Here is a 25,496-nt window from a genome sequence, read left to right on the forward strand (position 1 = left end):
GGGATCGCTCGTGGCAGGCCGGAATACGGCATCGGATCAGCGGGTCAGACGGCGACCGCGACCGCGGCGGACTTGCCGAGCAGCGCCGGGAAGTCGTTCATGACCTGGGCCAGCTCGCCCAGGTCGGAGTCGACCAGGGCCTGCGGGCCGTCGCAGAGCGCCTGCTCCGGCTGCGGGTGCACGTCGATGATCACGCCGTCCGCGCCCACCGCGATGGCTGCGCGGGTCAGCGGCAGCACCAGGTCGCGCCGCCCGCCCGAGTGGGACGGGTCGATGATCACCGGCAGGTGCGACAGGCGCTGCGCCACCGGCACGGCCGACACGTCGAGCGTGTTGCGGGTCGCCGTCTCGAACGTCCTGACGCCGCGCTCGCACAGGACGATGTCCAGGTTGCCGCGCTGGGCGATGTACTCGGCGGCCATGAGCCACTCCTCGATCGTGGCGGTCATGCCGCGCTTGAGCATCACCGGCTTACCGGCCGCCCCGACCGCCTGCAGCAGTGCGAAGTTCTGCATGTTGCGGGTGCCGACCTGCAGCATGTCGGCGTAGGAGGCCACCAGTTCGACGTCCTGGGCGTTCACGACCTCGGTCACGATGGGCAGCCCGGTCTCCTCGCGCACGTCGGCCAGGATGCGCAGGCCCTGCTCGCCCAGCCCCTGGAAGGCGTACGGCGACGTACGCGGCTTGAAGGCCCCGCCGCGCAGCAACACAGCCCCGGCCGTCTGCGCCATCCTGGCCGCGTCCAGCGTCTGCTGGTGCGTCTCCACCGCGCACGGCCCCGCGATCAACGTCACGGTGTCGGGGCCGATCGGCACGCCGCCCACGTGGACCGTGGAGCGTTCCGGGTGGTTCTCCCTGCTGACCAGCTTGTACGGGGTGGACACGCGCATGACGTCGCGCACCCCGCCCATGCCCCGCAACGTGACCGGGTCGAGCTGGGTCACGTCGCCGACCAGCCCGACGATCGTCCGTTTCACGCCCTTGCTGACGAAAGCCTCGACCCCGGCCGCCTGGACGACCGACACGATCGCCGAAAGATCATCCGCGGTGGCCTCGGGGCCCATCACGATCACCATCTGAGCTTCTCCTTTGTCCGGAAACACAGAAGGCCCCGGGTCCTGTCGGACCCGGGGCCTTCGTTCGCCTGTCTGCTAGCGCAGCGTCAGATGGCGAACGGACTCGGGTCCGTCGCCATACCAAAACAGGAACGCGTTGCGCATAGGCCGTAAGGATAGCGCACCGAACCCGGCCGCGAAGCATCATCGATCCGATGGCAGGATGGCCCCACACGGCGAGTCAGGTGAGGAGAGTGATCGTGGAGGAGTCGCGCCTGCCTCCAGGCCAGTACGTGCCGCGCGGCCGACCCGTGATCCACTACGGCAGGGTGCCCCGGTTCAAACCGGAGAGCTGGGACTTCCGGGTCTTCGGCGCCACCGCGTCCGGGGCGGAGCACCAGTTCTCCTGGAGCGAGTTCGAGGGGCTGCCGCGGGCCACCCGCATCGCGGACTTCCACTGCGTCACCAAGTTCTCGCTCATGGCCAACGAGTGGACCGGCGTCACCCCCGCCACGATCATGGCGGCCGCCCCGCCCGCTCCCGGCGTGCGCCACGTGATGATCTGGGCCGAGTACGGCTACAGCGCCAACCTGCGCATGGCCGACTTCGCGGCCCCGGACACGCTGTTCGCCATGGAGCTCGACGAGAAGCCGCTCAGCCCCGACCGCGGCTTCCCGCTGCGGATCGTGGTGCCCCACCTGTACGCGTGGAAGAGCGTCAAGTGGGTGCGCGGCATCGAATACCTCGTCGAAGATCGACGGGGCTTCTGGGAGGAGCGCGGCTACCACAACGTCGCCGACCCCTGGCGCGAGCAGCGCTACTCCTACCAGGAAGAACCCGGAGAGGGACCCCCCTAGACTTCGCTCCTGGTTTTCCCCCGGACACGCTCTGTATTGGCTACGGTTTTCCCCGTGCTGACCACCGCGTGCGTGGCGCTGTCCTCCTCCTTGGCCTCCTTGGCCTTCGTCGCCGGCTACGGGCTCGCCCGCGCCCGGTGGCGCCCGGCGGCGCTGCCGGAGGGCCGTAGATCGGACGAGGCGACGTTCACCACGCTGCACATCGCCGCGATGGCCGCCCCCGCCCTGCGGGCCGGGCTCAACCGGGACTCCGCCCGCAAGGCCGTACGGCACCTGCGCACGCTGCTCGGCACCCGGGCCGTCGCGATCACCTCGACCGAGGCCGTGCTGGCCTGGGAGGGGCCGTGCACCGACGACGTGCTCACCTACGCCCGGGCGACCCTGGCCGCGGGGCGGTCCCAGGTGTTCGCGGGCGAGCCGCACAGCGCGGTCGTGGTGCCGCTGACCGTGGACGGCACGGTCGTGGGCACGCTGGCGGCCTTCGACGACGAGGTGAGCGCCGCGCTCGTGCGTACGGTCTCGGAGGTCGCCCGCTGGGTGTCGGGCCAGCTGGAGCTCGCCGACCTGGACGCCTCGCGGCGGCGCGCGCTGGAGGCGGAGATGCGCGCGCTGCGGGCGCAGATCTCGCCGCACTTCGTCTACAACGCGCTCACGACGATCGCCTCGTTCGTCCGTACGAACCCCAAGCGCGCCCGCGAGCTCCTGCTCGACTTCGCCGACTTCTCCCGGTACGCGCTGCGCCGGGCGCACGACTTCACGACCCTGGCGGACGAGCTGACCTGCGTCGACCGCTATCTGCTTCTGGAACGTGCCAGATTCGGCGACAAGCTGCGCTTCAGCATGCAGGTGGCGCCCGAGGTGCTGCCCGTGCCCGTGCCGTTCCTGTGCCTGCAGCCGCTCGTCGAGAACGCCATCAAGCACGGCATGCGCGGCCGCGGCGGCAGCGGCGAGGTGCGGGTCGTGGTGCGCGACGCGGGCCCGGAAGCGCACATCACGGTCGAGGACGACGGCGCGGGCATGGACCCGGAGTGCGCGCGGCGGATGCTCGACGAGGACCCGGCCCGCGAGGGCAGCGGCATCGGGCTGGCCAACGTGGACCTGCGGATGCGCCAGATCTACGGCGACGGCTACGGGCTCGTCGTGGAGACGGCGCTGGGCGCGGGCACCAAGGTGTGGCTGCGGGTGCCCAAGAGTCAGCTTAGCTCGTTGTAGTCATTTCATTACACTGAGCTGGCGTGTCGCTTGTGACCTTTGCTTTCATACGGCAGCGTGGAGGACATGCTGAGAGTCCTGGCCGTCGACGACGAGGTGCCCGCTCTGGAGGAGCTCGCCTACCTGCTGCGCCAGGACGAACGGATCGAACACGTCGCGACCGCCGCCGACGGCGTCACGGCGCTGCAGGACATGGTGCAGATGATCGGCGGGGGCGAGCGGCTCGACGGGGTGTTCCTCGACATTCGCATGCCCGGGCTCGACGGGCTCGACCTGGCCCGGCTGGTCGGCGGGTTCCCCAGCCCGCCCCGGCTGGTGTTCGTGACGGCGCACGAGGAGTGCGCGGTGCAGGCGTTCGAGCTGGAGGCCGTCGACTACCTGCTCAAGCCGGTCAGGGCCGAGCGCCTGGCCGAGGCCGTGCGCCGGCTGGAGGCGACCTCCCTGCCCGCGCCCGAGCCCGGCCAGGACGAGGTGATCCCGGTCGAGCTGGGCGGGCGCACCAGGTTCGTGCCGCAGCAGGCGGTCTGGTTCGCCGAGGCCAAGGGCGACTACGTGCGGCTGCACACCGCCGACGGCAGCTACCTCGTGCGCATGTCGCTGGCCGCGCTGGAGCGGCGCTGGTCGGAGGCCGGGTTCATCCGCATCCACCGCAGCACGCTGGTCTCCGGTCGGCACGTCAGCGAGCTGCGCTTCGAGGGCGGGCGGGTGACGCTCACCGTCGGCACCGAGACGCTTCAGGTCAGCAGGCGGCACAGCCGGCAGGTGCGCGAGCAGCTCGTACGCCACCACCGGGGTGTGATCTCGTGACGGCGGAGCGGCGGGTGATCGTCTCCCGCAGGCCGGCCGCGCTCGGGCGCTCCCGCGACCGGTTCGACCCGGACGACGGCGGGCCCGACGTGCCGGCGATCGTGGGGCGGCAGTTACGGCAGGCGCTGCTGACCGTGGGCGCCGTGGCCGCGCTGCTGGCGGGCGTCCCGGTGATCGCCGTGTGGGTGCCCGCTCCCTGGGCCTGGTTCGCGCTCTCGCTGGCCGTGCAGGGGGTCTGGGTCGTGCTGGCCGTGCTGCAGCTGAGGCGCGCGGAGCGGCTGGAAAGGTGAGCGGGCTGCGGCTGGGGCGGGCGGGGCGGCTGGAGAGATGAGCGGGCTGGGGCGGGAGAGATGACCGTCGCGGTGCTGACCGGGATCGCCTTCGTGCTGGTTCTGGGCGTCATGGTGGGCTCCGCGCGACCGCGCCGCTCCAGCGGCGTCTCCGACTTCTCCGTGGCGGCCAGGGCCGTTCCGCCCTGGTGGAACGGCGCCGCCATCGCCTCCGAGGTCACCTCGGCCGCGGCCTGCCTGGGACTGGCCGGGCTCATCGCCACCCGGGGCGGGCCGATGCTGTGGTATCCGCTGGGGGCCACGGCCGGGTTCGTCGTCATCCTCGCCCTGGTCGTCGCACCCTTGCGGCGCTCGGGGACGTACACGCTGCCCGACTTCGCCGAGTGGCGGCTGAGATCGGTCAGGCTGCGGCGCTCCGCCACGTTCCTCGTCCTGGTGATCGGGCTGGCCTTCATGGTCGCGCAGCTCCACGCGGCCGGGGCGGTGGTGCGGCTGCTGACCGGGCTCCCGCCGTGGCTCGGGTGGGTGGCCATCGCCTCGGCGGCGCTGGTCGTGGCCTGCGCGGGCGGGCTGGGGAGCGTGACGAGCGTGCTGGCCGCGCAGTTCTGGCTGAAGCTGGTCGTGTTCGCCGGGGTGGGGGCGGTGTGCTGGTGGGCGGCGGGCGCGCGGTCCGTCACCTGGTTCGAGGGGGCGTACCGGGCGGCCGAGCCGGGGCTGGCGGGAGTGGGCGACCCGTCGCTGCCCGGCGTGCTGACCGTGCTGGTGGCCTGCGCGCTGGGCACGATGGGACTGCCGCACGTGATCGTCCGGGTCTACACCAACAGCGACGGGCGCGAGGCCAGGCGGTCGATCGTGGCGACGCAGGTCATGCTGGCGGTGTTCTGCGTCATGCCGCCGCTGTACGGGCTTCTGGGGCACGGGCACGTGCACGAGGGGCCCTCGGACGAGATCGTGTTGCTGCTGCCCGCCAGGCTGCTCCCAGGGCCCGTGGGGGACGCGCTCACCGGGGCGCTCGCCGCCGGGGCCTTCGCCGCCTTCCTGGCCACCACGGCGGGCGTGCTGGTGGCGGTCGGGGGAGCGGTGTCGGCGTGCCTGGCCAGGGCCGGGGTGCGCGCCTTCCGCACGGCCGTGTGCCTGGTGCTGCTGGCCGCGCTCGCCCTGACGGCGCTCACCGGGCCGCAGGCGTCGGTGGCGCTCGTCCTGCTCGGCTTCAGCCTCTCGGCGGCCACGCTCTGCCCGCTGCTGGTGCTCGGGATCTGGTGGCGGCGGCTGACGGACGCCGGGGTGGCGGCCGGGTTCGCGCTCGGCGGGGGCGTGACGGCGGTGCTGGTGATCGAGGAGCAGGCGGGCGTGAAGATGGGCGTGCTCACGTCCAACCCCGCGCCGGTGGCGGTGCCGGTCGCGTTTGCCGCGATGGTAATGATTTCCCTGGTCACACCGGGTCGGATGCCGCGCGGGGTGGGGCGGATGATGGCCAGGATGCACCTGCCCGAGCATCTCGCGGGCCCACGGGACTACCGCTCGTCGCAGCACGGCGACCGCTCATCGTAACAGCACTCTCCGTATATCGATGACTACGGACCGTTCAACGAGCTGTCCGAAAACAGGGTATCGCCCGCAAGATCGCGACCGTAGTGTTTCGGCAACGAAAGCCACTCCGGCGCATCGGGGGGGACGAGCCGGGGGGCTCACAACAGGCCTGATGCGCCGGCTTCACCGGTGACCGCCCAGGTCACCACGGCTGCCGGGCCCCCATCCGGGGGTGGGGCCCGCCACGCCGGTCAGGTGAAGGGGCGCCTGCTGAGGCCCTCAGCCGGCCCCGCGATTCGGCCCTTCGGGGGCGGCCGGATCGCGCGAGCAGGCGCCCCTTTCACGACGAGCCGGCCGGGTCAGGAGTCGCGGAGCTTCTTCAGCAGGGCGATGTCCTCGGCGTGCTTGGGCGCCTTGCCCGGCGTCTCGATGCAGATCGGCACCCCCGCCACGGCCGGGTGGCGCATGAGGTCGGCGAACGGCTGCGCGCCGATGTGGCCGGCCCCGATGTTCTCGTGCCGGTCCTTCTTGGCGCCGCACACGTCCTTGGAGTCGTTGGCGTGGATCAGCTTGAGCCGCCCGGGGGCGATCTCGTGCAGGGCGTCGAACGTCTCCTTCACCCCGCCCGGCGCCGCGAGGTCGTGGCCGGCGGCGAAGGCGTGGCAGGTGTCGAGGCAGATGCCGACGCGCGGATGCCAGTCGAGCGCGGCCAGGTAGGGCTCGATGTCCTGGACGGTGGCGCAGAGCATGGCGCCCTGCCCCGCCATCGGCTCCAGCAGCAGGTCGGGCCCGCCGTCGGGGATCTCCTCCAGCAGCGGCAGCAGGTTTTCGCGCACCTGGCGCAGCGCGTCGTCGCGCGACTGGGTGACCGCCGAGCCCGTGTGCACCACGACTCCCTTGGCGCCGATCTCGGCGCCGCGCCGCAGCGTGTGGCGCACCAGCGCGATGGAGTTGGCCAGGGTCTCCGGGCTGGGCGAGCCGAAGTTGGCGAGATAGGGCACGTGGACGAACGCCTCGACGCCCGACTCGGTCAGCTTGGCGTCCTCGTCGGGCTTGCCTTCGGCGAGCGCCCAGGCGCGCGGGTTGGTCACGAAGACCTGGATCATCTCGGCGCCGATCTCGGCCATGTATGCCAGGCCGCCCGTCGCGAGGCCGCCCGCGACGAGCACGTGCCCGCCGATCAGGGATGTTGGGGTCATGATGGGTCTCAGTGTAGGCGCACGCCCCGACATCCCGGGGGCCGGCGCGGACCGGGCGCGTCGGCACGCCGGTTGGATGATGACACGAAAAGTCCTGGCCGCGGGGGTGGCAGGTTCGGAGTTCTCGCGGATGGACCGGGCACGAAGCGGGTGTGTGTACTTCTGACATGCCCGACACGCTGAGCGACTTCAACGCCGGCTCCCCGGCCGGCGCCGAGGAGGAGCTGCTGGCCTGCTGCGCCTCGCGCGCCTTCGCCGCGAAGGTGGCGGCGCTGCGGCCGTACGACGACGTCGACGAGCTCGTCGCGACCGCCGAGGCGGCCGTCCGGGACCTGGGGTGGGACGACGTGATGGAGGCGCTCGGGGCGCACCCGAGGATCGGGGAGCGGGCGGCGGGCGAGGCCAGGGAGGCGTCGTGGTCGCGCCAGGAGCAGTCCGGGGTGGAGGAGGAGGCGCGCCAGGCGCTGGCCGCGGGTAACAAGGCGTACGAGGACCGGTTCGGGCACGTCTACCTGGTCTGCGCCACCGGGCTCACCGGGGCCCAGATGCTGGCCAGGCTGCGCGAACGGCTGGGCAACGACGAGGAGAGCGAGCGGGCGGCCGTGCGGGGCGAGCTGGCCGCGATCACCGCGCTGCGGCTGCGCAAGCTCATGAAGGAGGGGACATGAGCTTCTCGACGCACGTGCTGAACGCGGTCACCGGGCTGCCCGCGCGGGGCGTCCACGTCCGCCTGGAGCACGAGGGCCGGGTGGTGGCCGAGGGCCGCACCGACGACGACGGGCGCATCAAGGGCTGGAACCCGGGAGCCGGCGTCCACCGGGTCGTCTTCGACACCGGGGCCTACCTGGAGGAGACGTTCTACCCCGAGGTCGTCGTCACCTTCACCGTCGCCGACCCCGAACGGCACTACCACGTGCCCCTGCTGCTCAGCCCGTACGCCTACTCCACCTACCGAGGGAGCTAGATGTCCATCAGGCTCGGACCCAACCGCTACGGCAAGGCGGAGACCAGGCTCGTCCGCGTGGTCAGGGACGGCCCCGTCCACCACGTCAAGGACCTCAACGTCAGCACCTCCCTCTCCGGCGACATGGAGGCCGTCCACCTGACCGGCGACAACGCCGCCGTCCTGCCCACCGACACGCAGAAGAACACCGCGTACGCGCTGGCGAAGAAGCACGGCGTCGGCCAGATCGAGGAGTTCGCCCTCCTGCTGGCCAGGCACTTCGTGCAGGCGCAGCCGACCGTCCACCACGCCAGGGTCGAGATCGACGAGTACGCGTGGACCCGCCGCGGGCCGCACTCGTTCGTCCGCGACGGCGGCGAGGTGCGCACGTGCGTCGTCCACTGCGACCGGGACGGCCGCTCCACCGTGGTGTCCGGGCTCAAGGACCTGGTGCTGATGAACACGACCGGCTCGGAGTTCCACGGCTACATCGTGGACGAGTACACCACGCTGCCGCCCACCACCGACCGCGTGCTGGCCACCGCCGTCGCCGCGCGCTGGCGGCACGCGGGGGACACGCCCGCGTACGGCAAGTCGTACGAGCAGGTGCGGCAGTGCCTGCTGGACGCGTTCGCCGACACCCACAGCCTGTCGCTCCAGCAGACCCTTTACGCCATGGGCGAGCGCGCCCTGAACACCTGTCCCGAGATCTGCGAGATCCGGCTCGCGATGCCGAACAGGCACCACTTCGCCGTGGACCTGTCGCCGTTCGGCCTGGCCAACGAGAACGAGGTCTTCCACGCCGCCGACCGCCCTTACGGCCTGATCGAGGGCAGCGTGCTGCGGGAGGACGCACCCGGCGCCGGATTCGCCTGGGAGTAGGAGACGAGTAGCTGACATGGACTTCTTGCGACCCACGACGTGGGAGGAGGCGCTGGCCGCCAAGGCGGACCGGCCCGACGCGGTGCCCATCCAGGGCGGCACCGACGTGATGGTGGAGATCAACATGGACGTGCGCAGGCCCGCCGCGCTGCTCGACCTCAACCAGGTGGCCGAGCTGCGGGAGTGGGCCATGGTGGGCGGCATGTGCCGGCTCGGGGCCGCGGTGCCGTACGCGCGGATCATCGAGGAGCTGGCCGGGCCGCTGCCGGGGCTCGCTCAGGCCGCGCGCACGGTCGGCTCGCCGCAGATCCGCAACCGCGGCTCCGTCGGCGGCAACCTCGGCGCTGCCTCGCCCGCCGGCGACAGCCACCCGCCGCTGCTGGCGGCCGGCGCGGTGGTCGAGGCGGAGTCGCGCGAGCGCGGCGTCAGGATGATCCCGGCCGACGACTTCTACCTGGGGGTCAAGCGCAGCGCGCTGGAGCCGGACGAGCTGATCAGGGCCGTGCACGTCAGGCCCGCGACCGGGCCCCAGTACTTCTCCAAGGTCGGCACGCGCAACGCCATGGTGATCGCGGTGTGCTCGTTCGGGATCGCGCTGCACCCGGACGAGCGGCGGGTCGGCACGGGGATCGGCTCCGCGGCGCCCACGCCGCGCCGGGCGCTGGAGGCGGAAGAGCTGCTGGCCCGCGAACTAGACTGGACGGCGCCGCTCGATCCGGCGCTGACCAGGCGATTCGGCGAGCTGTGCGCGGCGGCCGCGGCGCCGATCGACGACGTACGGGGCAAGGCCGCCTACCGGGTGCACGCCATCGGCGTGATGGCCCGCCGCACGCTGGCCTGGGCCTGGAACGACCATCTGGGAAAGAGGGCCGCCTGATGCGCGTCACCTTCACCGTCAACGGCCGGGAAGAGATCGCCGACGACGTCTGGGAAGGCGAGAGCCTCCTGTACGTGCTGCGCGAGCGCGTCGGGCTCCCCGGCTCCAAGAACGCCTGCGAGCAGGGCGAATGCGGATCCTGCACGGTCTATCTGGACGGCCTGCCGGTCTGCTCCTGCCTGGTCGCCGCCGGGCAGGCCGAGGGGCGTCAGGTGCGCACCGTCGAAGGGCTGGCCGAGGAGGACCGGCTCGACCCGGTCCAGCAGGCGTTCGTGGAGTGCGGGGCCGTGCAGTGCGGGTTCTGCACGCCGGGGCTGCTGGTGCAGGCGCACGACCTGATCGCGCGGGTGGAGCGGCCCTCCGACGCGGAGATCAGGGAGGCGCTGGCCGGGAACCTGTGCCGGTGCACGGGCTACGAGAAGATCATCGAAGCGGTACGGCTGGCGGCGTCGCGGAAGGCGGCCGCCGAGTGAGCCTGCTCATCGAGAACGTCCACATCGCGCCGGTCGCCGGCCCGGAGATCCAATCCGGATATATCAGGATCGAGGGGGACCGGATCGCGGAGCTCGGCCCCGGTCCCGCCCCCACCACTCCGGGCACGGGGCCCGGCGCTGCCAGGATCGACGGCACCGGCTGCCTGGCCACCCCCGGCCTCGTCAACACCCACCACCACCTCTACCAGTGGGCCTCGCAGGGCCTGGCCCAGGACGCGACGCTGTTCGAGTGGCTGGTCGCGCTCTACCGGGTGTGGGCCGCCATGGACGCCGAAGTGGTCAACGGGGCGGCCACGGCGGGCCTCGGCTGGCTGGCGCTGTCGGGCTGCACCACCTCCAGCGACCACCACTACATCTTCCCCAAGGGCAGGGGCGACCTGTTCGCGGCCGAGATCGAGGCCGCCCGCGAGGTGGGCATCCGCTTCCACCCCGCCCGCGGCTCGATGGACCGTGGCGAGTCGCAGGGCGGGCTGCCGCCGGACGTCGTGGTCGAGGAGCTGGACGAGATCCTGACCGCCACGTCGGAGGCCGTGGACGCCTACCACGACCCGTCGTTCTCCTCGATGCTGCGGATCGCGGTCGCGCCGTGCTCGCCGTTCTCCTCCAGCGCCGAGCTGATGACCGAGTCCGCCGCCCTGGCCAGGGCCAAGGGCGTACGCCTGCACACGCACGTCGCCGAGACCTCGGACGAGGACGAGCACTGCCTGGCCCAGTTCGGCCTTCGCCCCGTGGACTACATGGAGAAGCTGGGCTGGCTGGGGCCCGACGTGTGGTTCGCGCACTCCGTACACCTGAGTGACGACGACATCGGCAAGCTCGCCGCCACCGGCACGGGATCGGCGCACTGCCCCTCGTCGAACGGCCGGCTCGGCGCCGGCATCGCCCGCGTCTCCGAGATGCTGCGCCGCGGCGCGAACGTGGGCCTCGGCGTGGACGGCAGCGCCTCCTCCGAGCTGACGCCGCTCGTGGGAGAGTTGCGGCAGGCCCTGCTCTTCCAGCGCGCCAGGTACGGCCCCCAGGCGCTCACCGCCCGCCAGGCCCTCGAGATCGCCACGCTCGGCGGGGCCCGCAACCTCGGCCGCGAGCACGAACTCGGCACCCTCGAACCCGGCAAGCTGGCCGACCTCGCCCTCTGGCGCGTCGACGGCCCCTTCACCTCGGCGGTGGCCGACCCGGTCTGCGCGCTCGTCTTCGGCCCCCCGCCGCCGCTGGCGCGGGTGCTGGTCGGCGGCCGGGTCGTGGTCGAGGACGGCGAGCTGCGGACCGTCCCCCAGGACGCCGCCGGGCGCGCGGGCGCCGAGGCCCACCGCCGGCTGATGCGGCTGGCGGACGAACGCGGCCTGACCGTCGCCAAGGAGCTCCACTGACCGGGAGACTAGGGTGGGAATGTCCCGAACGAGCAGGAAGGCGATCCCATGCCCGAGGAACTCCCCGACGAGCGGCTGGCGCAGCTCAAGAGCACTTTCGCGTCGATCGACACGGACGGCGACGGCTACATCAGCGAGGCCGAGCTGACGAAGCACTTCCCGGGTCTCCCGGCGGAGGCGCTGGGGGCGATGAGCCAGGCCGCCGACTCCGACCAGGACGGCCGCTACTCGCTGGAGGAGTTCATCCGCACGGTCTCCTGACCTTTCCGGGTCACCTGGCGCATCCGCGTCGAAGAACCGGCCGCGACGCCCGTCGGTCAGGCGGGCAGGCCGGTGTGGTCCTCCTCGAAGATGTCGGCCGCCGACCGGACGATGAGCGGGTCCGGGGTGCCGACCACCTCGTAGTCCTTGTTGTCGTAGTGGAACAGGCTCAGCACGTGACGCATGGCCTCCACCCGGCCGCGCTTCTTGTCGTTGCTCTTGATGACCGTCCAGGGAGCCTCGGCGATGTCGGTGTGGAGGAACATCTCCTCCTTGGCGACGGTGTAGTCGTCCCACCTGTCGAGCGAGGCCAGGTCCATCGGCGACAACTTCCACTGCCTCACGGGGTCGACCTGGCGGATGATGAAGCGGGTGCGCTGCTCGGAGCGGGTCACCGAGAACCAGAGCTTGATCAGACGGATGCCGTCGCGTACCAGGGCCCCCTCGAACTGCGGCGCCTGCTGCATGAACTCGCGGCACTGGGCCTCGGTGCAGAAGCCCATCACGCGCTCGACCCCGGCACGGTTGTACCAGGAGCGGTCGAACAGGACGATCTCCCCGGCGGCGGGCAGGTGGGCGATGTAGCGCTGGAAGTACCACTGGGTGCGCTCGCGCTCCGACGGCTTCTCCAACGCGACCACCGTGGCGCCGCGGGGGTTGAGGTGCTCCATGAACCGCTTGATGGTGCCGCCCTTGCCCGCCGCGTCCCGGCCCTCGAACAGGATGACCAGCCGCTCCCCGTTCGCCTTGACCCAGTACTGCAGCTTGAGCAACTCGATCTGCAGCAGCCGCTTGACGCGGTCGTACTCGTGCCGCTGCATTCGCTCGGGATACGGGTAGTGCTCGCGCCAGGTGTCGAACGGGCTGCCGTCAGGCCGCAGCAGTACCGGATCGTCATCGTCACTGTCGTCCACGATCAGGCCCGGCGTCGAATCCAGCAAGCGAACCTGCTCCGTGTCCGGAAGGGCAACCTGCTTCACGCCCACCGCCTCGTCGTTTCCGCCTCGCATCAGCTTCCCGTACCCGCCAAGCCATCAGGGGAACAATTCGGGATGATCGGGTTAATGCCGTACGGCATCACCAGCACCGTGCGGTCGTCCTGGCCGCCGGCGTACCGGTGTGGTTCCTTGGAACACGCCAGTGTCAAGATGATGGGTCACGCCTTCCTGCCCGCTCGCACCGGGCAGGAAGGCGTGTCAGGACATTGTTCACCATCCTGTAGGGGTTCGTAGTGGTTCAGCAGGTTCTGGTCGCCCCCGACAAGTTCAAGGGGTCGCTGACGGCGGCCGAGGTGGCCGCCCGGGTCTCGGCCGGGCTCGGCGTGCCCACGGTGGAGCTGCCGGTGGCCGACGGGGGCGACGGCACCGTGGACGCGGCCGTGGCCGGCGGGTTCAGCCGGGTCACGATCGAGGTCACCGGGCCCACCGGCGAGCGGATCTCCGCCTCGTACGCCTGGCAGGACGCCGACGCGACGGCGGTGGTGGAGCTGGCGGAGGCGTCGGGGCTGCGCCGCCTCCCCGGCGGGCACGAGCCGCTGACCGCCACCAGCCACGGCACGGGCGAGCTGATCGCGGACGCCGTGCGCCGGGGCGCCAAGCGCGTGGTCCTGGGGCTGGGCGGGAGCGCCTGCACCGACGGGGGCGCGGGCATGGCGCAGGCGCTCGGCGCGCGCCTGCTGGACGCCGACGGCGGCGACCTCCCCCGGGGCGGGGCCGCGCTGAAGGAGCTCGCCCGGATCGATCTGTCGGGGTTCACGGACGTCTCCGGCGTGGAGTTCGTGGTGGCCAGCGACGTGGACAACCCGCTCCTCGGCCCGCACGGCGCCGCCGCCGTCTACGGGCCCCAGAAGGGCGCCACCCCGGACGACGTCAAGACGCTGGAGGCCGGCCTGACCCGGCTGGCCGCCGTCGCGACCGCCACTCACGGGCTGATGGGCGCGGTCGAGCACGACGACACGCCGCGCGCGATGGGCGTGGCGGGCGCGCCGGGGGCGGGGGCGGCCGGCGGGGTGGGGTTCGCCGCGCTGGCGTTCCTGCACGCCGAGATCCGGCCCGGCATCGGCTACCTGCTCGACCTGCTCGGGTTCGGCGAGCTGGTCAAGGACGCGCGGCTGGTGATCACCGGCGAGGGGTCGCTCGATGAGCAGTCCCTGCGCGGCAAGGCCCCCGTCGGCGTGGCGCGGGCCGCGGCCGAGGCGGGCGTCCCCGTGGTGGCCGTCTGCGGGCGCCGTACGCTCACCGACGACGAGCTGCGGGCCGCCGGCATCGAGGCCGCCTACGCCCTCACCGACCTCGAACCCGACCCCGAGCGCTGCATGGCCGAGGCCGGGCCCCTGCTCGAACGCCTGGCCGCGCGGCTGGCCGCCGTCCATCTCCAAGAGGACTAGATGATCGATCTGGTGATCCGATCCCGCCGCACCGTCACCCCCGAGGGGGAGCGGGCGGCGGCGGTGGCCGTGCGGGGCGAGAAGATCGCGGGCCTGTACGACTACGACGCCCCGCTCGACGCCGCCGAGGACATCGACCTGCGCGACCTGGCCCTGCTCCCCGGCCTGGTCGACACCCACGTGCACGTCAACGAACCGGGGCGGACGCACTGGGAGGGGTTCGGCTCGGCGACCAGGGCGGCCGCCGCCGGAGGCGTCACCACGATCCTCGACATGCCGCTCAACTCCCTTCCGCCCACCGTGAACGTGGCCGCCTTCGAGGCCAAGCTGCGGGCCGCCGAGGGGCAGTGCCACGTGGACGTGGGCTTCTGGGGCGGGGCCGTGCCGGGCAACGTCAAGGACCTCGCGCCCCTGCGCGAGCGCGGGGTCTACGGGTTCAAGTGCTTCATGTCCCCGTCGGGGGTGGAGGAGTTCCCGCCGCTCGGCGACTCCGAGCTGCGGGAGGCGCTGACCGAGGTCGCCGCGGTCGGCGGGGTGATGGTGGTGCACGCCGAGGACCCGGCGCTGCTCGGGGAGCCGGCCGGGCCGACGTACCGGGAGTTCCTGGAGTCGCGGCCGGGGGAGTCGGAGCGCAGCGCCGTCGCACGGGTGGTGGGGCTGGCGGCGCGGACCGGCGCCCGGGTGCACATCCTGCACGTCTCCAGCGCCTCCTGCCTGGAGGTGCTGGAGTCGGCCCAGGCCGAGGGCGTGGCGGTCACGGCGGAGACGTGCCCCCACTACCTGACGCTGGCGGCCGAGCAGGTGCCCGAGGGGGCGACCGCGTACAAGTGCTGCCCGCCCATCCGCTCCGAGGCCAACCGCGACCTGCTGTGGGACGGGCTGGCCAGGGGCGTGCTGAGCTGCGTCGTGTCCGACCACTCGCCCTCACCCGCCGACCTCAAGGTGCCCGACTTCGCCGCCGCCTGGGGCGGCATCGCCTCGCTCCAGCTCGGGCTGCCCGCGGTCTGGACGGAGGCGTCGCGGAGGGGGCACGGGCTGGGGGACGTGGTGCGCTGGATGTCGGCCAATCCGGCGGCGATGGCCGACATTCCCGGAAAAGGCGGGATAAAGCCGGGTAATGATGCCGATCTGGTGGCCTTCGACCCGGCCGCCGACAACCCCGTGGACGCCGCGCGCCTGCACCACAAGAACCCGGTCACCCCGTACCACGGCCAGGTGCTCAAGGGCGCCGTACTGACCACCTGGCTGCGCGGGCGGCCCGTGGACGACGTGCCGCACGGACGATTCCTGTTGGGAGAGCAGTAGATTTGCCAGGTTTCAGCACCCTGCCGGACCTCGCCCTGCGCACGCTCGGCGGCTCGGTCGTGGCGGCCAGCGACGAGTCGTTCGCCGAGAAGGAGAGCCTGATCCGGCCGGGGCGGCCCGGTTTCCAGGCGGAGACGTTCGGGAGCAAGGGGCAGGTCTACGACGGGTGGGAGACCCGCCGCCGCCGCTCGCCCGGCCACGACTGGGCCCTGGTACGGCTCGGCGTCCCCGGCGTGATCCGCGGTGTGGTGATCGACACGGCCTGGTTCAAGGGCAACTACCCGCCCCACGCCCGCGTCGAGGCGGCCTCGGTCGAGGGCCACCCCTCCCCGGCCGAGCTCGAGGCCGCTGCGTGGACGGAGATCGTGCCCCGGGCCGAGCTCACCGGTGACAGCGAGCACCACTTCGCCGTCACCGACGAGCGCCGGTTCACCCACGTGCGGCTGAGCATCTTCCCCGACGGCGGCGTCGCCCGCCTCCGGGTGCACGGGGAGGCCCGGCCCGACCTGTCCGTGTACGACGGGCTCGGCCTCGACCTGGCCGCGCTCGCGAACGGCGCGCTGGTCACCGCCTGCTCCAACGAGTTCTACTCGGCCCCCAACAACGCCATCGCCCCCGGCCTGGCCCGTCACCAGGCGGAGGGCTGGGAGACCGCCCGCCGCCGCGGCGACGGGAACGACTGGCTGGTCATCCGGCTGGCCGGGCGCGGCGTGATCGGTCTGGCCGAGATCGACACCACGAACCTGCTGTTCAACGCGCCGGGCGCGGTCTCGCTGACGGGCCTGGACGGTGACCGGGAGGTGGAGCTCCTCCCGAGGACGCGCCTGCAGCCCGACACGCCGCACCGCTTCCGGCTCGCCCATCCGGACCCGGTCACGCACGTACGGGTGGACATCTACCCGGACGGCGGCCTGGCCCGCGTCCGCCTCCACGGCCACCTCGCCACGCCCTGACCAACCCGCGTCCGCCTCGCCAACCCCAGGCCGTGGCGGCCGCCCAAGCCTCAGCCCTTCACCTGTGCGACGGCTCTGTGCAGGCGGCGCGGGCCGAGGTCCCTCAAGGCTCTGGCGTGACCGACGCGTTTCGGCGTCCGGTGATCGCCCGTGTGTCGCCGAAGGGACCTCACTGCCAGAGGACGACCGTGGCCCCCTGCGGCCGCTCGCTGTTGGGCAACGGCCGCTGGAACTGGACCACCCCGCGGTTGCCCAGCCGCTGCACCCGCACCTTGAACCCCAGCGCCTCTAACTCCGCCTTGGCGTCCCTGACCTCTTTGCCGATCACCGCCGGCACCAGGGCGAACTGCTGGTCGTCGCGGGCCTCGTCGTCCCTGTCGCCGTTGAACCAGTCCCAGAAGTCCGTCTGGCACCGGGCCACCGTGACCATGACCTGCGCGCCCTTGTCCACCTCGGACTTCGCCTTGGGCGTCTGCGCGATGACCGTGCACGGCTCGGCGTCGTCGTCGACCTCGTTGACCTGCACCTGGAAGCCCAGACCACCGAGATACTGGGCGGCCTCGTCCTTGGGCATGCTGTTGACGTCGGGCATCACCATGCCGGCGCTGACGTAGATGTCGACCTTGGCGCCCTCCCGCACCTTCTCGCCGACCTGCGGCGAGGTGCGGATGACCTTGTCGCGCTCGACCTCCTGGTTGGCCAGCCGCTTGACGACGCCCACGGTCAGCCCGGCATCGGCGATCTTGGCCCGGGCCTGGTCGCCGGTCATGCCCTCGGTGTTGGGCACGGCGACGCGCTTGGGCCCGAGCGAGGGGACCAGCGTGATCGTGGTGCCCTTCTCCACCTCGGTGGCGGCCGCCGGGTCGGTGCTGAGGACCAGGCCCGCGGCCATCTTCTCGTTGTTGACGCCGTCGGCCTCCTGGACCTTGAAACCGGCCGCGGCTGCGCTGCTCTTGGCCAGCGCCAGGTTCTTGCCGACCAGGTCGGGGACGGAGACCATCTCGGGCTGCGCGAAGTACCAGCCGGTCAGCCCGACCGCGACCACCATGACCCCGGCCAGCAGCACCAGGAACCAGTTGGGCTTGAACCCCGCCCGCTGCCCCTGCGCCGACACCTCCGCCCGCGGCTGGATCAAGGTGTGGGCGGGGGCGGGCTGGGGCATCGAGGCGGCGCCGGAGGCGTTGAACACCTGCGTCTGGGCGTGGGAGGCCGGCGGGTTGGTCAGGCGCGGCAGCATCCGGTGCGCGTCGACGGCGGCCACGAGCATCGCGGTCGCGTCGGCGGGGCGCTGGTCCGGCTCGCGGGCCGTCGCCTGGGTCACCAGCGTGTCGATCAGCGGCGGCACGTCGGGGAACACCGAGGACGGCGCGGGCACGGTGTCGTGGACGTGCCGGTAGGCCACCGACATGGGCGTCGCGCCGTCGTACGGCTGCTGGCCGGTGACCAGCTCGAACAGCATGATGCCCGCGGCGTAGACGTCGCTGCGCACGTCGGCGGCGCCGGTGGTGACCTGCTCGGGCGCCATGTAGCCGATGGTGCCGATCATCACCCCGGTGCGGGTCTGGTTGGTGGCCTCGATGGCCCGGGCCAGGCCGAAGTCGACGACCTTGACCCGGCCGTCGTCGGTCATCAGGACGTTTTCCGGCTTCACGTCGCGGTGGACCATCCCGGCCTGGTGGGCCGCGCCGAGGGCGGCGAGCACCGGGATCATGATCTCGAGCGCCTCGCGGGCGGGCAGCCTGCCGCGCTCGCGCAGGATGTCGCGCAGCGTCTTGCCGGGCACGTACTCCATCGACAGGTAGACGACGTCGTTGTCCGTGCCCTGGTCGAAGACGTGCACCACGTTGGGGTGTGAGAGGCGGGCAACCGACTTGGCCTCGCCGATGAACCTCCGCACGAACGCGGGGTCCTCGGCCAGTGAGCCGTGCATGACCTTCAGCGCCACCGTCCGGTCCAGGCGGACGTCCAGCGCGAGGTAGACGGTCGCCATACCGCCCCGGGCGATCCGGCTCTCGATGCGGTAGCGCCCATCGAGGAGCCGCCCGACCAGGGGGTCCGCAGTCGTCGTATCCACCCCGCTGAGTTTACGGGCGTTTTGCCACTGGGAGGGCCTCGCCGCCCGAAACCGATGCTGAGACGTTCCCGTTGGAACGTCCCAGCTCCCCACGCGTCCCTCGGGTCAGCGAGCCCCCGTCACTCCCGCCGGGGGCCACCGGCACTCGGGCCGGGGAGTCGTCGGCACTCGGGGGAGGGGGCATCGGCACTCCGGTCAGGGAGCCATCGGTGAGGAGGCCTCGGCGTAGCGCCTGCGCGGGATGCGGCCCGCCAGCCGCGCCAGCCGTCCGGCCTCCACGGCCTGCTTCATGGCGACCGCCATGAGATCGGGCCGCTGGGCCCTGGTGACCGCCGTGGCCAGCATCACGGCGGCGCAGCCCAGCTCCATCGCCAGCGCGGCGTCGCTGGCCGTGCCGATGCCCGCGTCGAGCACCACCGGCACGGACACGGCCTCCACGATCAGCTCGATGCTGTGCGGGTTGCGGATGCCGAGACCCGAGCCGATCGGCCCGCCCAGCGGCATGACGGCCGAGCAGCCCGCCTGCTCCAGCCGCCGGGCCAGCGCCGGGTCGTCCCCGATGTACGGCAGCACCACGAACCCGTCGGCCACCAGCCGTTCGGCCGCGTCGAACGTCTCGATCGGGTCGGGCAGCAGGGTCCGCTCGTCGGAGATGACCTCGACCTTGATCCAGTTCGTGCCGAGGGCCTCCCTGGCCAGCCGTGCCGTCAGCACGGCCTCGCCCGCCGTGAAGCAGCCCGCGGTGTTGGGGAGCACCTTGATGTCCCGCTTGCGCAGCACGTCCAGGACCGAGCCGCGGGCGTTCGGGTCGAGCCGCCGGATCGCCACCGTGGTCAGCTCGGTGCCGGACGCGGCCAGCGCCTGGTCGAGCACGTCCAGCGAGGGCGCGCCGCCGGTGCCCATGATGAGCCGGGAGGAGAAGCTCTCCCCGGCGATGATCAGATCATCCACCTTGCACCGCCGTCAGAACCTCCACCCGGTCACGGTCGCTGAGCGCCGTCGTCTCCCACGAGCTCCGCGTGACCACCTCGTCGTTGACGGCCACGGCCACTCCGGTGGTGGCCGTGGTCAATGTGCGTACGGCCTGCGCCACGGTCGTGCCGTCGGCCACCTCGTGGGAGGCCCCGTTGATCATCACAATCATGAAATATCCCGAAATCTCCCGGGCGAGCACATTGCGGCGAGCTCGCCCTCCTCGCCCAGCAGGATGTCCGCCGTGAGCGGCGCCAGGAGCACGCCGCCCCGATGATGGCCGGTGGCCAGCGCCAGCCCCGGGGTGCCGCTCGGGCCGATGAGCGGCAGGTTGTCCGGCGTGCCCGGCCGCAGCCCGGCCACCACGTCGGAGACCTCCAGCTCGGTGATGCCCGGCACCAGTTCCCTGGCGTCGCGCAGCAGCTCGTAGAGCCCGCCCGCGGTCACCCTGGTGTCGAAGCCCATCTCCTCCTGCGTGGCCCCGACCACCAGCTCGCCGTCGCCCCGGGGGACGAGGTAGACCGGCGTGCCGTGCACGGTGCCGCGGACGCACCGGGTGAGCAGCGGCTGCGGCGAACGCAACCGCATGATCTGCCCCTTGACCGGCCGGACCGGCACCTCGGCCAGCCCGGCGCTCCACGCCCCGGCCGCCAGGATCACCCGCTCCGCCCGCAGCTCGGCTCGCCGGTCGTCGCCGCCGGGCGGCTCCAGGCGTACCCCTGTGACCCGGCCGCCGTCGCGCAGCAGCTCGCCGACGCGCGCCCGTACGAGCCGGACTCCCCGCCGGTCGAGCGCGGCGAGCAGCGCCGCCGTCACGCGGCGCGGGTCCACCCAGGAATCGCCGACGGCCAGCAGCCCGCCCCGCACCGAGGGAGCCAGCATGGGCTCCAGGCGGCGGCACTCGCGGCCGGTCAGCCGCCGGACGGCGAGCTCCAGCTTCTCCAGGTACGCGGCCAGCTCGTCCAGCGCGGCCAGGTCGTCCGCCCCGAACGCCACGTCGAGCGTCCCCTCGGAGCGCAGGTCCAGGGCCTCGGGGCCGGCCAGCCCCGCGTCGGCGGCCAGCTCGGCGGCGAAGGCGGGCCAGCGGCGCAGCGACGCCACGCCGAGCCGCAGCAGCGGCACCTCCGTGTAGGTGACCTCGCTGACCGGCGCCAGCATCCCCGCGGCCGCGTGTGAGGCCCCCGAGGCGGGGGCCGGGTCCACCAGGGTGACGGGCCGCCCTTCGCGGGCAAGCCGCCAGGCCAGCGAGAGGCCGACGACCCCGCCGCCCACGATCACATCCATCCGCGCTCCCTTCGCCGGCATGATCCGGATCAGGTGTCTTGCGGTCGAAGGCCCGATGGCAGCCTTCCTCTCAGCCCGGTCACGGCCGGACTCCCGCGCGTCTTACGCCCCCAGCCTACGGCCTCGCTGCGACGCCCGGACACCGGCCCACGTTAGGGTCATGAACGTGAACGAAGTCGTGGTGGTGGGAGCGGGCCTGGCCGGAGTGCGCACCGTGGAGGCGCTGCGCGCACAGGGGTTCGGCGGGCGGATCACGCTGGTGGGCGAGGAGCGGCATCGCCCCTACGACCGTCCACCCCTGTCCAAGGCCGTGCTGTTCGGCGACGCCGACACCAGCTACGTCGAAACCGACCTGGCCTCGCTCGACGTGGTGTTCCAGCCGGGGGTCAGCGCCAAGGCGCTGCGCGAGGGGGTCGTGGAGACCACCGAGGGCGAGCTCGGCTACGACGGGCTGGTCATCGCCACCGGCGCCGAGCCGATCAGGCTGCCCGGCGACGGCCCGCAACACGTGCTGCGCACGCTCGACGACGCCCACGAGCTCAGGGCCATGCTCGTCCCCGGCGCCCGCGTCTCGATCATCGGGGCCGGCTGGATCGGCGCGGAGGTGGCCACCGCCGCCCGCCGCGCCGGGTGCGCGGTGACCGTGATCGAGGCCGGCCCGGCGCCGCTCGCGACGGCCGTCGGCGCCGAGATCGGGGCCCGCACCGAGCGCTGGTACGACGGCATCGACCTGCGGCTCGACACCATGGTCGACTCCGTGGACGAGGGCGGCGTGCGGCTGGTGGGCGGCGAGTTCGTGGACGCCCACGTGGTGGTCACGGGCATCGGCGTGCGCCCGGCCGTCGAATGGCTCACCGGCGCCGACATCGACCTCCACAACGGCGTCGTCGTGGACGAGCACCTGCGCGCCTCCCTCCCGAACACGGTCGCCGTCGGCGACTGCGCCGCCTGGTGGTCGCGCCGCTGGCAGACCAGGCTCAGGGTCGAGCACTGGGACACCGCGCTCAACGCCCCCGAGGTGGCCGCCGCGAGCTTGCTGGGCGAGGACGTCGCGTACGATCCCGTTCCGTACTTCTGGTCGGAACAGTTCGGGCACATGGTGCAATACGCCGGTCATCATTTGGCAGGCGAGCGCCTGATCTACCGGGGCGAGCCGGAGGGCAAGTGGTCGGCCCTCTGGCTCACGGCCGACGACGCCCTCGCCGCGGTGCTCGCCGTGGATCGGCCGCGAGACCTCGTTCAGGGGCGCAGAATCATCGACGCGGGACACCGTCTCGACGCGGAACGCCTGGTAGATCCAGAAGTCCCTCTACGGGATTGTGTTGTTTGAGCAAGCGCGGCATGTGGTAGTTGTGGTTTCGTGACGCTTTCTGTTGCACAGATCGACCGGGAGACCGACCAACTCGTCGACGAGTGGCTCACGCTCCCCGAAGTGGCCTCGCGCCTAGACCTTCCGATCGGGCGGGCCAAGCAACTCCTCAAGGACCACAAGCTGCTCGGCGTACGCCGGGGGGGCGGCGGGCCACAGGTGCCCGCTGTGTTCCTCGATGGAAAGGATGTGATGAAGGGCCTGCCCGGCACGCTGACCGTGTTGCTGGACGCCGGCTACGACGATGTCGAGTCGCTGCGCTGGCTCTTCACCCCTGACGAGTCCCTGCCCGGATCGCCCATCGAGGCGATCAAGGCCGGCCGTCATACTGAGGTCAAGCGGCGTGCCCAAGCCCTCGGTTTCTGAAGCCCGCCTCTATCTCTGCACCGACGGCCGCCGCGACCGCGGCGACCTGGCGGAGTTCCTCGACTCGGTGCTGGCCGGCGGCGTGGACATCATCCAGCTGCGGGAGAAGGGTCTGGAGGCCCGCGAAGAACTCGCGCTCCTCGAGGTCTTCCGCGACGCCTGCGACCGGCACGGCAAACTGCTGGCCGTCAACGACCGGGCGGACGTCGCCTACGCCGCCCGGTCCGACGTGCTCCACCTGGGGCAGGACGACCTTCCTGTGACGGTCGCGCGAGAGATACTCGGCGACGACATCGTCATCGGACGGTCCACCCACTCCGTGGCCGAGGCTTCCGCCGCGGCAGCGGAGCCGGGCGTCGACTACTTCTGCTGCGGCCCCATCTGGCCCACGCCCACCAAGCCCGGCCGCCCGGCCCCCGGCCCGCCGCTGCTCCGGCACGCGGCGGCGCTGGAGACCTCGCGGCCGTGGTTCGGGATCGGCGGCATCGACCTCGCGAACCTGGACGAGGTGATGTCGTACGGCGTGCGCCGCGTGGTGGTCGTACGCGCGATCACGGACGCGGAGGACCCGGGCGCGGCGGCGGCGGAGTTCGCCAAGCGCCTGTCCTCCGCCTGACCGACAAGCCCGTGACCGACAAGCCCGTGACCGGCAAGCCCCTGACCGACAAGCCCCTGACCGACATGAGCCCCTGACCGCGGCGGCCACCTGACCACAGGAGGCCGCCCGGCCGTACGGGGCCCTGCGACCCACGAGGCGCCCGCCACCACACGGGCGCCTCCGAGTCGGAGGCCCGGGCCCAAGGCGGCGATCCCCGGGCAGGTCAGGTCAGGTCTTGCGGGAGGTGGCGGCGATGGCCAGCTCCGTCAGAGCCGCGCGCGCCTCCGCCGTGATCGGCGCCTCGTCCAGCGCGGACAGCGCGTCCCCCAGATAGTCGCCGATCAGGTCCTCGCACTCCTGCAGCGCGCCCGTCTCGTCGATGATCTGCCGCAGCGTCTCCACCCCGTGCTCGTCCAGCCCGGGATCCCCCAGCAGCCGCCGGACGGTCTGCGCCGCACCCGGGGACGCGGCAGCCAGCGTGCGGGCCACGAGCATCGTCCGCTTGCCCTCCCGCAGGTCGTCTCCGGCGGGCTTGCCCGTCTGCGCCGGGTCGCCGAACACCCCCAGGATGTCGTCACGCAGCTGGAACGCGATCCCGACCCGCGTGCCGTAGCCCGTGCACAGCTCGTCCATCCAGGGCGCGAGCTTGCCGCCGGCGAGCACCAGCCCGAGCCTGAGCGGCTGCTCCACCGAGTATTTGCCGCTCTTGAACAGCGCCACCCGCAGCGCCGACTCGAACGTGTTCTCGCCGTGCGCCTGCTCCAGCAGGTCGAGGTACTGGCCGCACATCAGCTCCGTACGCATGTGGTCGTGCACGGGCTGGGCCGCCGCCAGGGACTCGGGCGGCAGACCGCTGGTGCGCCACATCTCGCCCGACCAGATCAGCAGCAGGTTGCCCAGCAGGATCGCCGCGCCCTCGCCGAACTGCTCCGCGGACCCGTACCAGGCGGACTTCTCGTGCAGCGCCTGGAACCGGCGGTGCGCGGACGGCATGCCCCTGCGCAGGTCGCTCTTGTCCATCACGTCGTCGTGCACCAGCGCGCTGGCCTGCAGCAGCTCCAGCGAGGCCGCCGCGGTGAAGATCGCGGGCACGTCCGTGCCGCCCGCGCCGCGCCAGCCCCAGTAGCAGAACGCCGGACGCAGCCGTTTGCCGCCGGCCAGCAACTCGTCGGCGGCTGTGCGCAGCGGCTCGAGCTCGGGGTCACCGGGGGCGGGCAGCTGTCGTTCGACGAACTCTCCGAGGGCACGCTCCACCTGTGTGCGCAGGGTGTTCATGCCAACGGCGTCAGTGGTCATGCCTTGAGACTAGTGGCCGCGTGCGGGGGAGCGGATGTGCAGGTGTCCTAATAGGGGCATCTGAGGTGGCGTGGACGGTGATGTGCCGCTCGTGCCGGTGACATGGCTGTGGCGGCAGGGGTGACACGGCCGTGACCTTGAGTCGGTGAGGTCCCTGTAACCTTGGCACATGGCGCTTGGTCGACCCTCCATCCTGCCCGATCGTGTTCCCACCGTCCGCGACATGCTCGCCGCCGGTGGCCGGTCGTTCTCCTTCGAGTTCTTCCCGCCGAAGACCGACGAGGGAGAGCGGCAGCTCTGGAAGGCGATCAGGGAGCTGGAGTCGCTGCGGCCGACGTTCGTGTCGGTGACCTATGGCGCGGGCGGCTCCACGCGTGACCGCACGGTCGACATCGTCGAGCGGATCGCCCACGACACGACGCTCACGCCCGTGGCGCACTTCACGGCGGTCAACCACTCGATCCGCGAGCTGCGTCACCTGGTGGGGCGCTTCGCCGACGCCGGGGTGCGCAACATCCTGGCCGTCCGCGGCGACCCGCCTGGCGACCCGACGGCCGAGTGGTTGCAGCACCCCGAAGGCGTCCTCTACGCCGAGGAGCTGGTGCGGCTGATCAGGCAGGCGGGCGACTTCTGCGTCGGCGTCGCCGCCTTCCCGTACAAGCACCCGCGCTCGCCGTCCATCGAGAGCGACACCGAGTTCTTCGTGCGCAAGTGCGAGGCGGGCGCCGACTACGCGATCACGCAGATGTTCTTCCGCGCGGACGACTACCTGCGGCTGCGCGACCGGGTGGCGGCCCGGGGGTGCGACACGCCGATCATCCCGTGCATCATGCCGGTGACGCAGATGAGCACGATCGCGCGCTCGGAGCAGCTGTCGGGAGCGCCGTTCCCGGCGGAGGTGGCGGCCCGCTTCGAGGAGGTCGCGGACGACCCTGCGGCGGTGCGGCGGCTGGGCATCGAGCACGGGGCCGAGCTGTGCCGGCGGCTGCTCGACGAGGGCGCGCCGGGCATCCACTTCATCACCTTCAACCGCTCCAGCGCGTCGCGCGAGGTCTTCCAACGCCTCGACGCGGTGCCCCTTTCCGCCTGAAAACCTTTCGTTCTTTACGGCGGAGCACG

The 25,496-nt window shown here is 72.2% G+C and carries 27 protein-coding genes and 1 riboswitch; of the genes, 19 read left to right on the forward strand and 8 right to left on the reverse strand.

Features of this window, described 5'->3' with window-relative positions:
* Nucleotides 1-44: 44 nt before the first annotated feature.
* Nucleotides 45-1,076 (reverse strand): 3-deoxy-7-phosphoheptulonate synthase, encoded by a 1,032-nt coding sequence (gene aroF / locus AB0J87_RS08745; protein WP_363963567.1) that lies wholly within the window; start codon nt 1,074-1,076, stop codon nt 45-47.
* Nucleotides 1,077-1,315: 239 nt separating this feature from the next.
* On the opposite strand from aroF, the gene AB0J87_RS08750 reads away from it, so the two are divergent.
* The 5 genes from AB0J87_RS08750 to AB0J87_RS08770 all read left to right on the forward strand — a co-directional run bounded on the left by AB0J87_RS08750 (nt 1,316) and on the right by AB0J87_RS08770 (nt 5,772).
* Nucleotides 1,316-1,912: a molybdopterin-dependent oxidoreductase gene (locus AB0J87_RS08750; RefSeq protein ID WP_350729026.1), complete on the forward strand. Its 597-nt coding sequence runs from the start codon at nt 1,316-1,318 to the stop codon at nt 1,910-1,912.
* 54 nt (nt 1,913-1,966) lie between these two features.
* The gene (locus AB0J87_RS08755) at nt 1,967-3,124 is read left to right on the forward strand and encodes a histidine kinase (RefSeq protein WP_363963570.1); all 1,158 of its coding nucleotides are present in this window, start codon (nt 1,967-1,969) and stop codon (nt 3,122-3,124) included.
* 66 nt (nt 3,125-3,190) lie between these two features.
* Nucleotides 3,191-3,931 (forward strand): LytTR family DNA-binding domain-containing protein, encoded by a 741-nt coding sequence (locus AB0J87_RS08760; RefSeq protein WP_363963572.1) that lies wholly within the window; start codon nt 3,191-3,193, stop codon nt 3,929-3,931.
* Nucleotides 3,928-4,221 carry a hypothetical protein gene (locus AB0J87_RS08765; protein WP_350729031.1) on the forward strand — a complete coding sequence of 98 codons (294 nt, stop codon included), beginning with the start codon at nt 3,928-3,930 and terminating at the stop codon, nt 4,219-4,221. The genes AB0J87_RS08760 and AB0J87_RS08765 overlap by 4 nt, the downstream gene beginning before the upstream one ends.
* Nucleotides 4,222-4,281: 60 nt before the next feature.
* Nucleotides 4,282-5,772, forward strand: a complete 1,491-nt coding sequence (locus AB0J87_RS08770; RefSeq protein ID WP_363963574.1) for a cation acetate symporter — start codon at nt 4,282-4,284, stop codon at nt 5,770-5,772.
* A gap of 338 nt (nt 5,773-6,110) precedes the next feature.
* Here AB0J87_RS08770 and AB0J87_RS08775 read toward each other — a convergent pair whose 3' ends face one another.
* Nucleotides 6,111-6,950, reverse strand: coding sequence for a deoxyribonuclease IV (locus AB0J87_RS08775; RefSeq protein ID WP_363963576.1), 840 nt, complete (start codon nt 6,948-6,950; stop codon nt 6,111-6,113).
* Between the two features lie 167 nt (nt 6,951-7,117).
* On the opposite strand from AB0J87_RS08775, the gene uraD reads away from it, so the two are divergent.
* From uraD to AB0J87_RS08810, 7 genes are read left to right on the forward strand one after another with little or no spacing between them, the layout of a single operon-like run.
* Nucleotides 7,118-7,618: a 2-oxo-4-hydroxy-4-carboxy-5-ureidoimidazoline decarboxylase gene (gene uraD / locus AB0J87_RS08780; RefSeq protein ID WP_355191621.1), complete on the forward strand. Its 501-nt coding sequence runs from the start codon at nt 7,118-7,120 to the stop codon at nt 7,616-7,618.
* Complete coding sequence (gene uraH / locus AB0J87_RS08785) at nt 7,615-7,914, forward strand: hydroxyisourate hydrolase (protein ID WP_185072939.1); 300 nt, start codon at nt 7,615-7,617, stop codon at nt 7,912-7,914. Before uraD ends, uraH begins: the two co-directional genes overlap by 4 nt.
* Nucleotides 7,915-8,775, forward strand: coding sequence for a factor-independent urate hydroxylase (pucL, locus tag AB0J87_RS08790; RefSeq protein WP_363963579.1), 861 nt, complete (start codon nt 7,915-7,917; stop codon nt 8,773-8,775).
* A 16-nt stretch (nt 8,776-8,791) separates the two neighbouring features.
* Nucleotides 8,792-9,652: a xanthine dehydrogenase family protein subunit M gene (locus AB0J87_RS08795; protein WP_363963581.1), complete on the forward strand. Its 861-nt coding sequence runs from the start codon at nt 8,792-8,794 to the stop codon at nt 9,650-9,652.
* Nucleotides 9,652-10,125 carry a (2Fe-2S)-binding protein gene (locus tag AB0J87_RS08800; RefSeq protein ID WP_350729040.1) on the forward strand — a complete coding sequence of 158 codons (474 nt, stop codon included), beginning with the start codon at nt 9,652-9,654 and terminating at the stop codon, nt 10,123-10,125. Before AB0J87_RS08795 ends, AB0J87_RS08800 begins: the two co-directional genes overlap by 1 nt.
* On the forward strand, nt 10,122-11,513 hold the full coding sequence (locus tag AB0J87_RS08805; RefSeq protein ID WP_363963583.1) for an 8-oxoguanine deaminase: 1,392 nt from the start codon (nt 10,122-10,124) through the stop codon (nt 11,511-11,513). Before AB0J87_RS08800 ends, AB0J87_RS08805 begins: the two co-directional genes overlap by 4 nt.
* Nucleotides 11,514-11,561: 48 nt before the next feature.
* A complete protein-coding gene (locus tag AB0J87_RS08810; RefSeq protein ID WP_350729043.1) occupies nt 11,562-11,774 on the forward strand; it encodes an EF-hand domain-containing protein in 213 nt (70 codons plus the stop codon).
* 56 nt (nt 11,775-11,830) lie between these two features.
* Here AB0J87_RS08810 and ppk2 read toward each other — a convergent pair whose 3' ends face one another.
* Nucleotides 11,831-12,715, reverse strand: a complete 885-nt coding sequence (gene ppk2 / locus AB0J87_RS08815; RefSeq protein WP_363963586.1) for a polyphosphate kinase 2 — start codon at nt 12,713-12,715, stop codon at nt 11,831-11,833.
* A gap of 290 nt (nt 12,716-13,005) precedes the next feature.
* Between ppk2 and AB0J87_RS08820 the strand changes: the two genes are divergently transcribed.
* The 3 genes from AB0J87_RS08820 to alc are packed head-to-tail and all read left to right on the forward strand — an operon-like array spanning nt 13,006 to nt 16,418.
* On the forward strand, nt 13,006-14,160 hold the full coding sequence (locus tag AB0J87_RS08820; protein WP_363963588.1) for a glycerate kinase: 1,155 nt from the start codon (nt 13,006-13,008) through the stop codon (nt 14,158-14,160).
* Nucleotides 14,161-15,465, forward strand: a complete 1,305-nt coding sequence (allB, locus tag AB0J87_RS08825; RefSeq protein ID WP_363963590.1) for an allantoinase AllB — start codon at nt 14,161-14,163, stop codon at nt 15,463-15,465. It abuts the gene before it with no gap.
* 2 nt (nt 15,466-15,467) lie between these two features.
* A complete protein-coding gene (gene alc, locus AB0J87_RS08830) occupies nt 15,468-16,418 on the forward strand; it encodes an allantoicase (RefSeq protein ID WP_350729049.1) in 951 nt (316 codons plus the stop codon).
* 169 nt (nt 16,419-16,587) lie between these two features.
* On the opposite strand, the gene pknB is transcribed toward alc, so the two are convergent.
* The 4 genes from pknB to thiO all read right to left on the reverse strand — a co-directional run bounded on the left by pknB (nt 16,588) and on the right by thiO (nt 20,748).
* Nucleotides 16,588-18,492 (reverse strand): Stk1 family PASTA domain-containing Ser/Thr kinase, encoded by a 1,905-nt coding sequence (pknB, locus tag AB0J87_RS08835; RefSeq protein ID WP_363963592.1) that lies wholly within the window; start codon nt 18,490-18,492, stop codon nt 16,588-16,590.
* A 195-nt stretch (nt 18,493-18,687) separates the two neighbouring features.
* Nucleotides 18,688-19,443 carry a thiazole synthase gene (locus AB0J87_RS08840; protein WP_363963594.1) on the reverse strand — a complete coding sequence of 252 codons (756 nt, stop codon included), beginning with the start codon at nt 19,441-19,443 and terminating at the stop codon, nt 18,688-18,690.
* Nucleotides 19,436-19,636: a sulfur carrier protein ThiS gene (thiS, locus tag AB0J87_RS08845; RefSeq protein ID WP_350729053.1), complete on the reverse strand. Its 201-nt coding sequence runs from the start codon at nt 19,634-19,636 to the stop codon at nt 19,436-19,438. The genes AB0J87_RS08840 and thiS overlap by 8 nt, the downstream gene beginning before the upstream one ends.
* Complete coding sequence (gene thiO / locus AB0J87_RS08850; RefSeq protein WP_363963597.1) at nt 19,633-20,748, reverse strand: glycine oxidase ThiO; 1,116 nt, start codon at nt 20,746-20,748, stop codon at nt 19,633-19,635. Before thiO ends, thiS begins: the two co-directional genes overlap by 4 nt.
* A riboswitch (TPP riboswitch) is annotated at nt 20,738-20,855 on the reverse strand. Its footprint overlaps the gene before it by 11 nt.
* A gap of 53 nt (nt 20,856-20,908) precedes the next feature.
* Here thiO and AB0J87_RS08855 point away from each other — a divergent pair.
* The 3 genes from AB0J87_RS08855 to thiE are packed head-to-tail and all read left to right on the forward strand — an operon-like array spanning nt 20,909 to nt 23,099.
* Nucleotides 20,909-22,078: an FAD-dependent oxidoreductase gene (locus tag AB0J87_RS08855; protein ID WP_363963599.1), complete on the forward strand. Its 1,170-nt coding sequence runs from the start codon at nt 20,909-20,911 to the stop codon at nt 22,076-22,078.
* A gap of 30 nt (nt 22,079-22,108) precedes the next feature.
* Nucleotides 22,109-22,483, forward strand: coding sequence for an Rv2175c family DNA-binding protein (locus AB0J87_RS08860; RefSeq protein ID WP_350729058.1), 375 nt, complete (start codon nt 22,109-22,111; stop codon nt 22,481-22,483).
* Entirely contained in the window at nt 22,461-23,099 is a 639-nt protein-coding gene (gene thiE, locus AB0J87_RS08865) for a thiamine phosphate synthase (RefSeq protein WP_363963601.1), read from the forward strand. Before AB0J87_RS08860 ends, thiE begins: the two co-directional genes overlap by 23 nt.
* Before the next feature lie 210 nt (nt 23,100-23,309).
* Here thiE and AB0J87_RS08870 read toward each other — a convergent pair whose 3' ends face one another.
* Nucleotides 23,310-24,377, reverse strand: coding sequence for a polyprenyl synthetase family protein (locus AB0J87_RS08870; RefSeq protein ID WP_363963603.1), 1,068 nt, complete (start codon nt 24,375-24,377; stop codon nt 23,310-23,312).
* A 169-nt stretch (nt 24,378-24,546) separates the two neighbouring features.
* Between AB0J87_RS08870 and metF the strand changes: the two genes are divergently transcribed.
* The gene (gene metF, locus AB0J87_RS08875; protein ID WP_363963605.1) at nt 24,547-25,467 is read left to right on the forward strand and encodes a methylenetetrahydrofolate reductase [NAD(P)H]; all 921 of its coding nucleotides are present in this window, start codon (nt 24,547-24,549) and stop codon (nt 25,465-25,467) included.
* Nucleotides 25,468-25,496 lie beyond the last annotated feature (29 nt).

Source organism: Nonomuraea sp. NPDC049625 (genome assembly GCF_040675285.1).
Classification (GTDB): Bacteria; Actinomycetota; Actinomycetes; order Streptosporangiales; family Streptosporangiaceae; genus Nonomuraea; species Nonomuraea angiospora_A.

What these genes read in the sequence shown, in the direction of transcription:
- metF (WP_363963605.1), top strand. Translation starts at nt 24,547, where the DNA reads ATGGCGCTTGGTCGACCCTCCATCCTGCCCGATCGTGTTCCCACCGTC.
- thiS (WP_350729053.1), bottom strand. Translation starts at nt 19,636, where the DNA reads ATGATTGTGATGATCAACGGGGCCTCCCACGAGGTGGCCGACGGCACG.
- uraH (WP_185072939.1), top strand. Translation starts at nt 7,615, where the DNA reads ATGAGCTTCTCGACGCACGTGCTGAACGCGGTCACCGGGCTGCCCGCG.
- AB0J87_RS08760 (WP_363963572.1), top strand. Translation starts at nt 3,191, where the DNA reads ATGCTGAGAGTCCTGGCCGTCGACGACGAGGTGCCCGCTCTGGAGGAG.
- allB (WP_363963590.1), top strand. Translation starts at nt 14,161, where the DNA reads ATGATCGATCTGGTGATCCGATCCCGCCGCACCGTCACCCCCGAGGGG.
- AB0J87_RS08870 (WP_363963603.1), bottom strand. Translation starts at nt 24,377, where the DNA reads ATGACCACTGACGCCGTTGGCATGAACACCCTGCGCACACAGGTGGAG.
- AB0J87_RS08770 (WP_363963574.1), top strand. Translation starts at nt 4,282, where the DNA reads ATGACCGTCGCGGTGCTGACCGGGATCGCCTTCGTGCTGGTTCTGGGC.
- pucL (WP_363963579.1), top strand. Translation starts at nt 7,915, where the DNA reads ATGTCCATCAGGCTCGGACCCAACCGCTACGGCAAGGCGGAGACCAGG.
- AB0J87_RS08800 (WP_350729040.1), top strand. Translation starts at nt 9,652, where the DNA reads ATGCGCGTCACCTTCACCGTCAACGGCCGGGAAGAGATCGCCGACGAC.
- AB0J87_RS08795 (WP_363963581.1), top strand. Translation starts at nt 8,792, where the DNA reads ATGGACTTCTTGCGACCCACGACGTGGGAGGAGGCGCTGGCCGCCAAG.
- AB0J87_RS08810 (WP_350729043.1), top strand. Translation starts at nt 11,562, where the DNA reads ATGCCCGAGGAACTCCCCGACGAGCGGCTGGCGCAGCTCAAGAGCACT.
- aroF (WP_363963567.1), bottom strand. Translation starts at nt 1,076, where the DNA reads ATGGTGATCGTGATGGGCCCCGAGGCCACCGCGGATGATCTTTCGGCG.
- AB0J87_RS08775 (WP_363963576.1), bottom strand. Translation starts at nt 6,950, where the DNA reads ATGACCCCAACATCCCTGATCGGCGGGCACGTGCTCGTCGCGGGCGGC.
- AB0J87_RS08855 (WP_363963599.1), top strand. Translation starts at nt 20,909, where the DNA reads ATGAACGTGAACGAAGTCGTGGTGGTGGGAGCGGGCCTGGCCGGAGTG.
- uraD (WP_355191621.1), top strand. Translation starts at nt 7,118, where the DNA reads ATGCCCGACACGCTGAGCGACTTCAACGCCGGCTCCCCGGCCGGCGCC.
- thiO (WP_363963597.1), bottom strand. Translation starts at nt 20,748, where the DNA reads ATGGATGTGATCGTGGGCGGCGGGGTCGTCGGCCTCTCGCTGGCCTGG.